Raw genomic sequence first — 13,085 nt, 5'->3', positions numbered from 1 at the left:
CTCCTGATGATCCTCTTCTCGATCGTGGCCTCGGTCGTGCTGACCGTCCTGCTCAACCTGGTGCTCTGAGGCGCAGCCGCGCAGCGCTCCGAGGCACAGCCGCTGCCGTCAGCGGCGCAGGCCCAGGGCGCTGAGCACCTCCCGGGAGGCCAGTCGGGCCGGGTCGAGCACCGAGCGGCGGGTCCAGCAGGCCAGAGCCCAGACCAGCGGGGCCAGCAGCCAGCGACGCAGGAACCGACCCGCCGGACCGATCAGGTGCCGGCGCAGCAGCCGGCCGGCAGCCGCGATCAGCTCCCAGAGCAGGCGTACCGGCAGAACCAGGACCAGCGCCACGCCGCGCGCGACGGCCGCGACGAGCGGAAGCGCGGCGGCGGCCGGCTCCGCCGGGTCAGGGGTTCGCGGGTCGCGCGCCGGACGGGCCGTCGGGGGCGTCGCGGGGTTCGGCGGACCGGGCAATGGCGAGCGGAGGGTGGGGCGGTCGGTCACCGGGGCACCGTAATCGGCCCGCGCGACGCTGTGGGGGCACCGGCAGCGCCGCACCGACGAGCGGCTTCAGCCGGCGGAGAATTCCAGCGTGGCGAGCAGCGGATAGTGGTCGGAGGCCGTCGCCGCCGCGCCGTCACGGATCACCCGGCAGTCGCCGACCCGCTGCGCGACCGCGCTGCTGCCGAGCAGGTAGTCCAGCCGCATCCCGGCGAACTCGGCCCCGCCGAGTCGGGTGGGCACGGTGTGGCCGGCGGCCTCCGGTGCGTCGGCGTTGCGCGACGGCCAGAGGTCGACGAGGCCGGCGGCGAGCAGCCGGGCGATCGCGCGGGTGTCCACCGCGCCGCCGGAGCGACGCAGGTGCCGCCGCCGGTAGAGCGCGGGCATGGTGGCCAGGGCAGCGGTGTGGTCGACGGTCGGGTCGAGCGAGTTGAGGTCACCGGTGAGCAACGTCAGCGGCCCCTGGCTGCGTCGCATCGCGGCGACCAGCCAGTCGACCTCCATCCGCCGCCGGCCCCCGGAGTACGGGTAGAGGTGGGTGCCGAGCACGGTGAACGGCCCGGCGGACGTAGCCACCACGACGCGGGCGGCGGCGTGGTGGAACGGGCGGCGCACCGGCCCCGCGTCGACGACCCGGTACGGCGGTCGGACCAGCACCGCCACCGGCTGTCCGAAGCAGGACCGGGCCAGGTGGGGCGTCATGCCCACCCGGCCCGCCACGGTGGCCATCAGCCCGTCGCGGTCGAAGCCGCGCAACTCCTGCAGGGCCAGCACGTCCGGTGCCTGCTCGTTGACGACCTGGATCACCTGGTCCAGCCGGTCGGGGCCGGCGCGATCCCGGCCGCCGGTGCGGATGTTCCAGGTCATCACCCGCAGCACGACGGCGGCGCCTAGTCGGCTCGGCCGGCCCGCGCCAGCTCGTCGTCGAGAGTGCCCACGTCCTCCGACTCGATGGCCGGTTGGTTGCCTTCCTTCAGGTCCTCGTTCGGGCGGATCACCAGGTAGAGCAGTCCGATCCAGAGTGCGGAGAACAGGATCGCGCCCATGAAGTCGGTCGGGTGGTGCATTCCCCGGTACATCCGGGAGGTGGCCACCCCGACCGGCATGAGCACGGCCAGCGCCACGAAGACCCACCGCCACCACCGGTCGGTACGTGGGAACACGATGAGGGTGATCGCCAGCCAGACGCAGATCGTGGCGGCGATGTGCCCGGACGGGAACGACGAGGTGGGCATCGGCCCGTCCAGGTTCTCCACCGGCGGACGCGGCCGGTCGACCGCGCGGGCCGACGCGAGGAACAGGGTCAGCTCACCCACCATCGCCAGCGCCACGAACAGCACCGGTCGCCAGCGTCGCCACACCGCCAGCACCAGTGGGCAGAACACCAGCGAGATCAGCAGGATGGCATGGGTGTCACCGAACTTGCTCCACCACCAGCTGACCTCGGTCAGCACCTCGGTGTGCCGCTCGGCGAACCAACGCGGCACCTCGGTGTCGAGGGTGTCGAAGAAGGTGCCCTTGGCGTGGTAGCTGACGTACATGCCGAAGCCGTACAGCGCGCCGAACACGAGCACCCAGCCGACCAGCAGCTCGGCCACCGCCGAGCGGGGGTGGGCCAACACGTGTTCCTCGGCCGGGGCGGGGGCGATGTCGTGCCCCGCCTCCGGCTCCAGGCCCTCGGTCAGCGGCGGCACCGGCCGGCCCCGCTCCCGCCGCCACAGCCGGAAGGCGTACGCGGTGACGCCCAGCCAGGCGGCCCCGAGCAGCCAGGCGGCCAGCACGTCGGAGACGAAGTGCACGCCCAGCGCGATCCGGGTCAGCCCGACCAGTGCCACCAGCACAGCGACGCAGGCGATGGCCGGCTTGCGCCAGCGGGGCGCCATCGCCGGCAGGAACACCAGCAGCAGCGCTCCGTACGCGACGAACGAGCCGAGCGCGTGCCCGCTCGGGAAGCTGTTGCCGGGCGCGCTGGCAATCGGCACGTCCACCACCGGGCGGAGCCGGCCGACCAGCGTCTTCAGCGACGGGTCGAGGATCAGGCCACCGACCCCCGTGATGATCAGGTAGACGGCGAGTCGGGGCTGCCGGCGGATCAGCAGGCCGACGACGGCGATGGTGACCAGCCAGATGAGGATCGGTCGGCCACCCAGGTCGGTCACCGCCTGCAGCACGGTGACCAGCGCGTGGTGCGGGGCGACGAGCCCGTTGAACCACTCGGCGAGGGCGTGGTCGGCATCCTGCAGGGGGCTCCACCGCACCCGGACGAGCAACAACAGCAGTCCGAAGGCCACCCCGGCGCCGGTGACGGCCATCAGACCGGCAATGCTCCGTTCGGCGAAATGACCGATCGGACGGCGCGCCACCTCTTTGACCGCGGTCACCCCGCACCTCCCTTGTCGCCTCTGGCGAGGCGCTTTACCCGATCCGCGTCCGTCGTACACGCCGGTGCGGCTAGAGCGCCGACATGTCCCCGGTGTCGTACAGCTCGGCGCGGTCCGGGTCGGGCTCCCACAGGTCGGGTTGGGCGGGGTCCTGCACACCGATGCGCAGCGCCTCCAGTTGGGCGGCGAAGGCCAGCCCACCGAAGAGCGCCATCCCGGTCAGGTTGGCCCAGAGCAGCAGCGCCATCATGCCGGTCAGGGCGCCGTAGGTCTGCCCGAAACCGTCACTGAACCGCACGTACGCGGCGAGCAGCAGGCTGGCCAGCCACCACAGCGCCGTGGCGATGCCCGCGCCGAACAACAGCCAGGACAGGCCGGGCTGGTTACGGCGTGGCGAGTGGCGGAACAGCACGGCGACGGCGACGACGGTCAGCCCGAGGCTCAGCGGGAAGCGGACCACGTCCCAGATGCCGTTGGCGAGCGCACCCCACTCGTAGTGTTCGCGGACCGAGTCGCCCATCGCGCCGCCGCCGACCAGGATCAGGAAGCCGGCCAGCGCGGGCAGGCCGGCGGTGCCGGCCAGTACGGCGGCGCGCAGGTATTTCCGCAGCGCCGGGCGGTCCCGCTCGACGCCGTAGATGCGGTTGGCGCCCCGCTCGATCTGGGCCATCGTGGTGGTCAGCGCGAACAGGCCGGTGAGCAGACCGAGGGTGAGCGCCACCTCGCCCGCGTCCTCGACGCGTTCGCCCTCCCCCAGCAGCTCGGCGACCATCTGCGCGCTCTGGCCGGGGGTCAGCGCCAGAACGGTGTCGGCGACCACCTGGCCGCCCTCCTCGACGCCCAGCTCGCTGATCAGGCCGGTGAGGGCGATCAGGAACGGCACCACGGCGAGGCAGAGTTGCAGCGCGAACGCCCGGGAGTGGCTGAAGCCGTCGCCGTAGCGGAACCGGATGAACGCATCCCGCAGCAGGTGCCAGCCGCCTTGGCGGCGCAGGGTGTGCCAGGCGTCGTCGGCGGACAGCTCCTCGTCGGCCATCAGCCGGGTCTCCGGCACGATCCGGGTGCTACTCACGGCGTGCTTCCTCGATGAGCTGCTCGCCCCGCTCCCCGGCGCCCTGCGCGTCGACGGCCAGGTCGGGGGCGTCCGCGGGTTGGGGGACGCAGAGCCAGAGCGCCTGCGGCCGGACCTCCGCCCGCAGCTGCCGGCCCGGAGAGATCAGGTCGCCGTCCAACTCCCGAGGCTGCGCCCGGTTGCTGGTGACCACCACGCGCCGGCCCCGGAACACCTCCATCTGCGGCACCTGGCCGTTGCGACGGATCACCGCCCAGCCGAGCGCGAGCCAGTGCCGCAGGTTGCGCGGGGTAAGCACGGCGACGTCGAGCCAGCCGTCGTCCGGCTCGGCCTCGGTCAGCAGGGTCACGCCGCCCTGCAGGCGGCCGACGTTGGCGATCAGGACCGAACGGGCCCGGCGGCGCACCGGCGGCCGGTCGTCGATGCGGATTTGCACCCGCATCGGCCGGTCCCGTAGGTGACGGGCGGCGCCCACCACGTACGCCGGCCAGCCGATGCGGGCCTTGGTGGTCTCGGAGGTGGCCTCGAGCATCTGGGCGTCGAAGCCCATGCCGGCCATCACGGTGAAGAACCGATCCTCGACGGCGCCGACGTCGAGCAGTCGTCGACCGCGTTCGACGGCGACCTGTAGCCCGGCGGCCAGGTCGGTGGAGAGTCCCAGGTTGGCGGCGAGCAGGTTGCCGGTGCCCTGCGGCAGCACGGCGAGGGCCACGTCGGTGCCGACCAACCCACTGACGCAGGACATCACGGTGCCGTCGCCGCCGCAGGCGAAGACCAGGTCGACGCCGGCCTTGACGGCCTGCTCGGTCTGACCGCGACCCGGGTCGTCGACGGTCGTCTCGTACCACTGCGGTGCGGGCCAACCGGCCGCGGCCAGGGCGTCGTCGACGGTACGGTGCAACTCGTCGAGATCGTCGACCTTCACCGGGTTGACCACCACGGCGGAGCGCAACCCGCCGTCGCCGCCGGAGGGCCGCCTGTCCTGTCCAGCATTCACGGCGCCAGTGTGCAGCACTCGGACGGCTTCAGCGACCCGGCGACCGGCCGGCGTCGGAAGTGCCACAGACAGGTTTCAAGACGGCCGCACCCGTCACGCCGCCGCCCGCAGGGCCACCTCCACCCGCCGGCGCAGATCGTCGAGGTCGACTCCGGACTCGGCGAGCACCAGGGCGCCCAGCCCCTGGCCCTCCCGGAGCACTCCGAGCAGGATGTGCTCGGTGCCGATGTGGCGGTGGTGCAGGCGCAGGGCCTCCCGCAGCGACAGCTCCAGCGCCTTTTTCGAGCGGGGCGAGAACGGGCCGCCGACGTACCGTCGACGCCCCCAGCGGCGGCGCGGTGCCGGCACCGCCTCCCGCAGCGCGTCCGGGCCGAAGGACTGCTCGATACGGGCCACGATCGCGGCCAGGTCGATGCCGATCTCTCGCAGGGCCGCGGCGTCCGCGTCGCCGAGGCCGGCGCCGCCGCCGACGGTGTGCCGTCGGACCCGCTCGCGCAGGTCGTCGGCGCGTACGCCGGCGTCGGCGAGGACCCGGCTGGCCAGGCCGGCGTCGTCGGCGAGCAGGGCGAGCAGCAGGTGCTCGGTGCCGACCGGTCGTTGGCCCTCGGCCCGCGCCTCCTCCAGTGCCCGCCGCACCACGTCGCGCGCCCGGTCGGTGAACCGTTCGAACATCACGCCTCCCAGGATGAGTTGACCGCCGGTCGCCCGGCGTGCTTCTTGTGCACCGCCTGCCGGCTGACCTCGAGCGTGTCGGCGATCTCCTGCCAGGACCAGCCCTGTCGTCGGGCGTTGTCCACCTGGACCACCTCGAGCCGCTCGAGCAGCCGGCGCAGCGCGCGGACGGCGCGCAGCCCGACCCGGGGGTCGGTGCTGCCGGCTGCCGCCGCGAGTTCTGTCGCCTGACTCATGCCGTCAACATACGTTGACAACACTTCCGTGTCAACTCTGGTTGACGAGCGCCGACCGCAGCCGATCCCACCCGCCGCCGTGTTCGTCCGACTACCCTGGCCAGGGACAGCGTGGTCGTGCCGGGCGCGACGCCCGGGAGGTGATATCGGATGGCCGCAGCCGCCGACGCAGCGGTGCTGGTCGGCCTCGGGTCGGAACTCGACCTTCCGGTCGTCGAACAGGCCGCGCAGGAGGCCGCCGGGCACGGCCGGGCACTGCACCTGCTGCACACCTTCGACTGGTGCGTGGCCTTCGCCGCGGACACCGTCGCCGCGCCCCGCGACCGGGCCGAACAGCTGATCACCCAGGCCGCCCAGCTCGCCCACCAGACCGAGCCGGCGCTGACCGTACGCGGCGAGATCGTGGAGGGCGCCCTGCTGCCCACCCTCATCCGCCGCTCGGAGACCGCCTTCCTGCTGGCCGTCGGCGACAGCGGGATGGCGGGCAGCGGCCAGTGCATTCCGGCCGAGACAACAGCCGTGCAGTTGGCCGCACAGGCCGGCTGCCCCCTGTTGGTGGTCCGGCGTGAGCCGCCGCCACAGGGCCCGGTGCTGGTGGGGGTGGACGGCTCGCCCAGCTCACACCTCGCCCTGCAGTGGGCCGTGCAGTGCGCGTCCCGCCGGGGCGCCCGGCTGCTGGCGCTGCGGGTGGTGGAGTACGACGAGGACACCGACGCGGTCACCGAGCAGCTCAGCGAGGCACTGGCCCAACACACCGACCGGACCGGCCCGGTGCCGACCGAGTGTCGCGTCATCCGCGGCGACCCCGCCGAGGTGCTGATCGACACGTCCCGCAACACGCAGGTGGCGCTGGTCGCGGCCCGCGGCGACGAACCGGGCCGGGCAATGCTCGGCGCGGTCGCCCAGTCCCTGCTCTACCACTGCCCGGCACCGGTCGTCATCGTCCGGGGCCTGGCCGAGGCGCCGCTGACCGGGCCGGGTGCCCGCCCGGCGCGGGACCAACGGCCCTGACCCGGGGCGTCGACGGCGGCGAGGCTGGACGCCGGACGCCCCACTCCTACCCGCGAGAGGCAGCATGATGGACACCGCTCTCGACGTGCACCGCGCCCTCACCGACGACGAGCTGCGCCGGCTGGACGCCTACTGGCGCGCCGCGAACTACCTCACCGTCGGGCAGATCTACCTGCTGGACAATCCGCTGCTGCGGCAACCACTGACCCCCGACGACATCAAGCCTCGGCTGCTCGGGCACTGGGGCACCAGCCCCGGCCTCAACCTGATCTACGCCCACCTCAACCGGGTGATCGTGGCGCGCGACCTCAACGCCATGCTGGTCACCGGCCCCGGCCACGGCGGCCCAGCCATCGTGGCCAACACCTGGCTGGAGGGCACCTGGTCGGAGCGCTACCACGACGTGGCCCGCGACGAGGTCGGGATGTCCCGGCTTTTCCGCCAGTTCTCCTTCCCGGGCGGTATCCCCAGCCACGTGGCGGCGGAGGTGCCGGGTTCGATCCACGAGGGCGGCGAGCTGGGGTACGCGTTGAGCCACGCCTACGGTGCCGCGTTCGACCACCCGGACCTGCTGGTGGCCTGCGTGATCGGCGACGGCGAGGCGGAGACCGGACCGTTGGCCGGCAGCTGGCTCTCCAACGTGTTCCTCAACCCGGCGCGCGACGGCGCGGTGCTGCCCATCCTGCACCTCAACGGCTACAAGATCGCCAGCCCGACCGTGCTGTCCCGGATCCCGGAGACCGACCTGCTCGACCTGCTGCGCGGGTCTGGTTACCAGCCGTACGTGGTGGCCGGCGACGAGCCCGCCCAGGTGCACCGGACCCTCGCCGCGACGCTGGACCGCGTGCTGGACGAGATCGCCGAGATCCAACGGCGGGCCCGCTCCGGTGGTGTCGTCGAACGCCCCCGCTGGCCGATGATCGTTCTGCGTACGCCGAAGGGCTGGACCGGGCCGCGGGAGGTCGACGGCACACAGGTGGAGGGCACCTACCACGCCCACCAGGTGCCGCTGTCGGGTGTCCGTGACAACCCCGCGCACCTGGCCGAGCTGGAGCACTGGTTGCGCAGCTACCGGCCGGAGGAGCTGTTCGACGCGACCGGCGCCCCGGTGGAGGAACTGCTGACCCTGCCACCGCGGGGGGACCGGCGGATGAGCGCCAACCCGGTCACCAACGGCGGTCAGGTGCTGCGCGACCTGACCCTGCCGGACTTCCGCGACTACGCCGTGGAGGTTCCCGAACCGGGCGAGCCGATCGCCGGCGCGACCGGGACGCTCGGCCCGTGGATCCGCGACGTCATCGGCGCGAACCCGGAGACGTTCCGGCTGTTCGGCCCGGACGAGGTCGCGTCCAACCGGCTGGGCGCCGCCTTCGAGGTGACCGACCGGGCCTGGGTGGCCGACACCGTGCCCGGCGACGACCACCTCTCCCCCGACGGGCGGGTCATGGAGGTGCTCTCAGAGCACCTCTGCCAGGGCTGGCTGGAGGGCTACCTGCTGACCGGCCGGCACGGCGTGTTCACCAGCTACGAGGCGTTCATCCATATCGTCGACTCGATGCTCAACCAACACGCCAAGTGGCTGAAGGTGACCCGGGCCATCCCCTGGCGGCAGCCGATCGCCTCGCTGAACTACCTGCTGTCCAGCCACGTCTGGCGGCAGGACCACAACGGCTTCTCCCACCAGGACCCGGGCTTCATCGACCACGTGGTCAACAAGAAGGCCGAGGTGGTGCGGGTCTACCTGCCACCGGACGCCAACACGCTGCTCGCCACGATGGACCACTGCCTGCGCAGCCGGCACTACATCAACGTGGTGGTGGCCGGTAAGCAGGCGGCGCCGAACTGGCTGACGATGCCGGAGGCGATCCAGCACACCCGCCGCGGCCTGGGCATCTGGGAGTGGGCCAGCAACGACGGCGGCGCCGAGCCGGACGTCGTGCTCGCCTGCTGCGGAGACGTACCCACCCTGGAGACGCTGGCCGCCGTCGAGCTGCTGCGCCAGAACCTCCCGGAGTTGAAGGTGCGGCTGGTCAACGTGGTCGACCTGATGCGGCTCCAGCCGGACACCGAGCATCCGCACGGCCTGACCGACAACGAGTTCGACACCATCTTCACCCAGGACCGGCCGATCATCTTCGCCTACCACGGCTACCCGTGGCTGATCCACCGACTCACCTACCGCCGCACCAACCACGAGAACCTGCACGTGCGCGGGTACAAGGAGGAGGGCACCACCACCACCCCGTTCGACATGGTCATGCTCAACGACCTGGACCGTTTCCACCTGGTCATCGACGTCATCGATCGGGTGCCTGGGTTGGCCTCCCGCGCCGCGCACCTGCGCCAACGGATGGTCGACGCCCGGCAGGCGGCCCGTGACTACACCCGCGAGTACGGCGAGGACGACCCCCAGGTCGCCGAATGGCGCTGGGTCCGCGAAACCGACCCGACCACCCGCTGAAGGAGGGCGACGTGCGCGACGCGGAGATCGTGGTCGGCTACGACGGCTCCACCGACGCCTCGGTGGCCCTGGACTGGGCCGTCGAGGAGGCCCGGCACAGCGGCCAACCGGTGCGGCTGGCGTACGTCTTTGAATGGCTGACCGTGGCCAGCTGGGTCGGTCCGGGCGTGGCGCCCGGGGTGTGGCCCGACGACACCGCCCGCCGGCAGGTCGACGACCTGGTCCGCAAGGCCGCGGCGGACGCCGCCGCGGCCAACCCCGGGCTGGCGATCACCGGCGAGGTGTACGACGGGCCACCCGCGTTGGTGTTGCAGGAACGCTCGGCCGAGGCCGGGATGCTGGTCCTCGGCAGCCGAGGTCACGGTGGATTCGGCGGCCTGCTGGTCGGGTCGACGGCGGTGTCGGTCGCCGCGCACGCGCACTGCCCGGTCGTGGTGGTCCGGGACGAGCCCGGCAGCGCGGCGACCGACACGTCCAGCGGTCCGGTGGCGGTCGGTGTGGACGGCTCGCAACCCTCGCTCGTGGCGCTCGGCTTCGCGGCCGAGCGGGCCGCGCAGCGGCGGGTGCCGCTGCGCGTCCTGCACGCCTGGACACCGGGCCCCGGCGGGGCGGCCGGAGTGCCCGACGAACGGGCCGCCGTGGAGCAGGCGTTGGAGCCGTGGCGACGAACGTTCCCCGAGCTGGCCGTGACCGTCGACCTGGTGCCGACCAGCCCGGCGGCGATGCTGATCGAGGCGAGCCGGCAGGCGCGGCTGGTCGTCGTCGGCAGTCGAGGTCGGGGTGGGCTGGCCGGCATGCTGCTCGGTTCGGTCAGCCAACAACTCATCCAACACGCCAACTGTCCGGTCGCCGTGGTCCGCGAACGCTGACCGCGGGCACAACGACCCGGCGGGGTCGGGACCTGCGGCCCCTGCGGGCACCCCACCAGAGGCCACAGGATGAGGTGGCAGCCCGGCACGGCGACGCGCCGTGCGGCCCGACGAGCAGAGGCGGAAAGATCGTGACCGTGAGTCAGGAAAGCCAGCTGGCCACCGCGCTGGCGGAGGCCGCCGCCACCGCCGGCCACGCCCCCTCGGTGCACAACACCCAGCCGTGGCGCTGGCGGGTGCTGCCCGACGCGTTGGAGCTGCGCTCCGTCGCCGACCGGCAGCTCGCGGCCACCGACCCCGAGGGGCGACTGCTCGCGATCAGCTGCGGCACCGCCCTGCACCACGCCCGACTGGCGCTGGCCGCCGAGGGCTGGCGGGCCGTGGTGGAACGGCTGCCCGACCCGGACGACAGCGAGCTGCTGGCCCGGCTGACCGACCTGAGCCACACCACGGCCGACCCGGACGCCATGCGCATGGTGCAGTGCATGCAGGTGCGGCACACCGACCGGCGGCCGGTCAGCGACGAGCCGGTTCCACCCACGGCGATCGAGGAGATCACCCGAGCGGTCCGCGCCGAAGGCTGCCGGTTGCAGATCCTCGACCGCGACCAGGTGCTGGAGCTGGCCGCCACCGCCGGGCACGCGGACACGGTCGAGGCCGAGGACCCGGAGCTGCGCACCGAGCTGGCGTACTGGACCAGCCGGGCCGGCTCGGGCACCGGCCTGCCGGCGGAGGTGCTGCCCGAGCAGCCCGCGCAGACCACCGTGCCGGGCCGCGACTTCGGCCGTCCCGGCAGCCTGCCGGTCGGTCCCGGCCACGACCGGATGGCGGTGTACGCGATGCTGCACGGCGACGAGGACGAACGCGACAGCTGGCTGCGCGCCGGCGTGGCGCTCTCCGCCGGCTGGCTGACCGCCACTCGGCTCGGTGTGTCCGTGGTGCCGCTGAGCGCGGTGGTGGAGGTGCCGGGCACCCGGCAGACCCTGCGGCAACTGCTCGCCGGGATCGGCTTCCCATACCTCGTGCTGCGGTTGGGCATCGCGGACCCGGCACACTCCGGCCCGCCGCACACGCCGCGGTTGAGCACCGCGCAGGTGGTCGACACCTCCGCCGTCCGCTGACAGGTCCGGCGACGAGCGGCACCGGCGCTACCATCCCCCGGTGACCAGCAGCGTCTCGCCACCCCGTCAGGAACCGTCCACGGCACCGTCGCTCGGGCTGAGCCCGCTGTCCCGGGTCCGTCTCGACGAGCTGCTACAGGAGATGCTGGTCCGGGTCGGTGAGGTGGTCACCAGCCGGGAGCGCCTGCGGGCCCTGCTCGACGCGGTGGTCGGCATCGGCACCAACCTGGATCTGCGCACCACCCTGCAACGCATCGTGCAGGCGGCCTGCGAGCTGGTCGGCGCCCGCTACGGCGCGCTCGGCGTGGTCGGCCCGGACCGGCTGCTGCACGACTTCATCGTGCACGGCATCACGCCCGAGCAGCATGAGCGGATCGGTGACCTGCCGCACGGTCGGGGCGTGCTCGGCCTGCTCATCGACGACCCCCGGCCGCTGCGGATGCCCGACATCACCCAGCACCCCCGCTCCTACGGCTTCCCGGCCAACCACCCGCCGATGCACAGTTTCCTGGGCGTGCCGGTCCTCATCCGCGACCAGGTCTTCGGCAACCTCTACCTGGCGGAGAAGCAGGGCGGCGCACAGTTCACCGAGGACGACGAGGAGATCGTCGTCGCGCTCGCGGCCGCCGCTGGCGTGGCCATCGAGAACGCCCGCCTGTACGCCCTGGCGCACCGGCGGGAACGCTGGCTCGCCGCCACCGCCGAGATCACCACGGTGCTGCTCGGTGAGGTACGCCGTACCGACGCGTTGGCGTTGGTCGCCCGTCGAGCCCGCGAGGTCGCCGAGGCCGAGCTGGCGCTGGTGCTGCTCTACGACAGCGACGCCGAACAGTTCTCCGTGGAGGTGGTCGACGGCGACGACGAGCAGGCCAGCGCGCTCGCCGGTGTGGTCCTGCCCGCCGTCGACACCAGCTTCGGCCCGGCCGTCGCCGAGGGTCGGCACGACCAGGTGGACGATCTCGCCCACGCCGCGCCGTGGCCGGCGCTGCTGCACACCGGCCCGGCGATGATCTCACCGCTCGCCACCGCCGAGACCCTGCACGGCGTGCTGATCGTGGCGCACCGACCGGAGCGCGGCGGTGGTGCCAGCGAGGAGGACCTGGCGCTGTTGGGCAGCTTCGCCGGGCAGGCCGCGCTGGCCATGGAACGGGCGCGCGGCCAGGAGGAACGGGAACTGCTGGTGGTCCTGGAGGACCGCGAGCGGATCGCCCGTGACCTGCACGACGTGGTGATCCAACGGCTCTTCGCCACCGGCCTGCAACTGCAGAGCGCCGCACCGATGGCCCGCCCGGAGGCGGCCAAGCGGATCAACGCGGCCGTCGACGATCTGGACGCCACCATCCGCGACATCCGCCGGACCATCTTCGAGCTGCGTACGCCGATGTCGTCGGAGCTGCGCACCGAGATCCGTGCGGCGATCGCGGTGGCCGCCGAGTCGCTGGGCTTCACGCCGCACCTGGAGCTGACCGGGCCGGTGGACAGCGCCGTGCCGGACGCCATCCGCCCGGACCTCACCGCCGTGCTGCGCGAGGCGCTGTCGAACGTGGTCCGCCACGCGCGGTGCACCCGCGTCGACGTCGCCGTACGCGTCGACGCCGGTCAGGTCATCGTGACGGTCACCGACGACGGGGTGGGCTGCGACCCGGCCGCCGCCCGGGGTGGCCTGGTCAACCTGCGCGAACGCGCCAACCGTCTCGCCGGTGCGTTCACGATCCTCCCGGTCGACCCGCACGGCACCGAGGTGCGCTGGGCCGTGCCACTGCGCGACTGACCACCGCGACC

The 13,085-nt window shown here is 73.0% G+C and carries 12 protein-coding genes; 5 read left to right on the top strand and 7 right to left on the bottom strand.

Annotation, left to right across the window (positions count from 1 at the left end; genetic code table 11):
• Positions 1 to 108: 108 nt before the first annotated feature.
• From ACIBF8_RS08705 to ACIBF8_RS08675, 7 genes are all read right to left on the bottom strand, one after another.
• Positions 109 to 486, bottom strand: coding sequence for a hypothetical protein (locus ACIBF8_RS08705; protein ID WP_396781720.1), 378 nt, complete (start codon positions 484 to 486; stop codon positions 109 to 111).
• 66 nt (positions 487 to 552) lie between these two features.
• Entirely contained in the window at positions 553 to 1,362 is an 810-nt protein-coding gene (locus ACIBF8_RS08700; RefSeq protein ID WP_396781719.1) for an endonuclease/exonuclease/phosphatase family protein, read from the bottom strand.
• 11 nt (positions 1,363 to 1,373) lie between these two features.
• Positions 1,374 to 2,864, bottom strand: coding sequence for a phosphatase PAP2 family protein (locus tag ACIBF8_RS08695; RefSeq protein ID WP_396781718.1), 1,491 nt, complete (start codon positions 2,862 to 2,864; stop codon positions 1,374 to 1,376).
• Between the two features lie 70 nt (positions 2,865 to 2,934).
• Complete coding sequence (locus ACIBF8_RS08690; RefSeq protein WP_396781717.1) at positions 2,935 to 3,936, bottom strand: YihY/virulence factor BrkB family protein; 1,002 nt, start codon at positions 3,934 to 3,936, stop codon at positions 2,935 to 2,937.
• Positions 3,929 to 4,933 carry a diacylglycerol/lipid kinase family protein gene (locus ACIBF8_RS08685; protein ID WP_396781716.1) on the bottom strand — a complete coding sequence of 335 codons (1,005 nt, stop codon included), beginning with the start codon at positions 4,931 to 4,933 and terminating at the stop codon, positions 3,929 to 3,931. The genes ACIBF8_RS08690 and ACIBF8_RS08685 overlap by 8 nt, the downstream gene beginning before the upstream one ends.
• 93 nt (positions 4,934 to 5,026) lie before the next feature.
• The gene (locus tag ACIBF8_RS08680; protein WP_396781779.1) at positions 5,027 to 5,605 is read right to left on the bottom strand and encodes a Clp protease N-terminal domain-containing protein; all 579 of its coding nucleotides are present in this window, start codon (positions 5,603 to 5,605) and stop codon (positions 5,027 to 5,029) included.
• Positions 5,605 to 5,841, bottom strand: coding sequence for an HTH domain-containing protein (locus tag ACIBF8_RS08675; RefSeq protein ID WP_030336062.1), 237 nt, complete (start codon positions 5,839 to 5,841; stop codon positions 5,605 to 5,607). Before ACIBF8_RS08675 ends, ACIBF8_RS08680 begins: the two co-directional genes overlap by 1 nt.
• A gap of 150 nt (positions 5,842 to 5,991) precedes the next feature.
• On the opposite strand from ACIBF8_RS08675, the gene ACIBF8_RS08670 reads away from it, so the two are divergent.
• The 5 genes from ACIBF8_RS08670 (at position 5,992) to ACIBF8_RS08650 (ending at position 13,074) form a co-directional block, all read left to right on the top strand.
• On the top strand, positions 5,992 to 6,852 hold the full coding sequence (locus tag ACIBF8_RS08670) for a universal stress protein (RefSeq protein ID WP_396781715.1): 861 nt from the start codon (positions 5,992 to 5,994) through the stop codon (positions 6,850 to 6,852).
• A 67-nt stretch (positions 6,853 to 6,919) separates the two neighbouring features.
• Positions 6,920 to 9,313 (top strand): phosphoketolase, encoded by a 2,394-nt coding sequence (locus tag ACIBF8_RS08665; RefSeq protein ID WP_396781778.1) that lies wholly within the window; start codon positions 6,920 to 6,922, stop codon positions 9,311 to 9,313.
• Between the two features lie 11 nt (positions 9,314 to 9,324).
• Positions 9,325 to 10,182 carry a universal stress protein gene (locus ACIBF8_RS08660; RefSeq protein ID WP_396781714.1) on the top strand — a complete coding sequence of 286 codons (858 nt, stop codon included), beginning with the start codon at positions 9,325 to 9,327 and terminating at the stop codon, positions 10,180 to 10,182.
• A gap of 137 nt (positions 10,183 to 10,319) precedes the next feature.
• Entirely contained in the window at positions 10,320 to 11,303 is a 984-nt protein-coding gene (locus tag ACIBF8_RS08655; protein ID WP_396781713.1) for an Acg family FMN-binding oxidoreductase, read from the top strand.
• 97 nt (positions 11,304 to 11,400) lie between these two features.
• Positions 11,401 to 13,074 carry a GAF domain-containing protein gene (locus ACIBF8_RS08650; protein WP_396781777.1) on the top strand — a complete coding sequence of 558 codons (1,674 nt, stop codon included), beginning with the start codon at positions 11,401 to 11,403 and terminating at the stop codon, positions 13,072 to 13,074.
• Positions 13,075 to 13,085 lie beyond the last annotated feature (11 nt).

Source organism: Micromonospora sp. NPDC050276 (assembly GCF_044459545.1).
In the GTDB taxonomy this organism is placed as follows: domain Bacteria; phylum Actinomycetota; class Actinomycetes; order Mycobacteriales; family Micromonosporaceae; genus Micromonospora.
This window is presented reverse-complemented; position numbering and strand designations above follow the sequence as displayed.

Coding starts and splice junctions, on each gene's coding strand:
- ACIBF8_RS08665 (WP_396781778.1), top strand. CDS start 6,920: ATGGACACCGCTCTCGACGTGCACCGCGCCCTCACCGACGACGAGCTG.
- ACIBF8_RS08675 (WP_030336062.1), bottom strand. CDS start 5,841: ATGAGTCAGGCGACAGAACTCGCGGCGGCAGCCGGCAGCACCGACCCC.
- ACIBF8_RS08670 (WP_396781715.1), top strand. CDS start 5,992: ATGGCCGCAGCCGCCGACGCAGCGGTGCTGGTCGGCCTCGGGTCGGAA.
- ACIBF8_RS08680 (WP_396781779.1), bottom strand. CDS start 5,605: ATGTTCGAACGGTTCACCGACCGGGCGCGCGACGTGGTGCGGCGGGCA.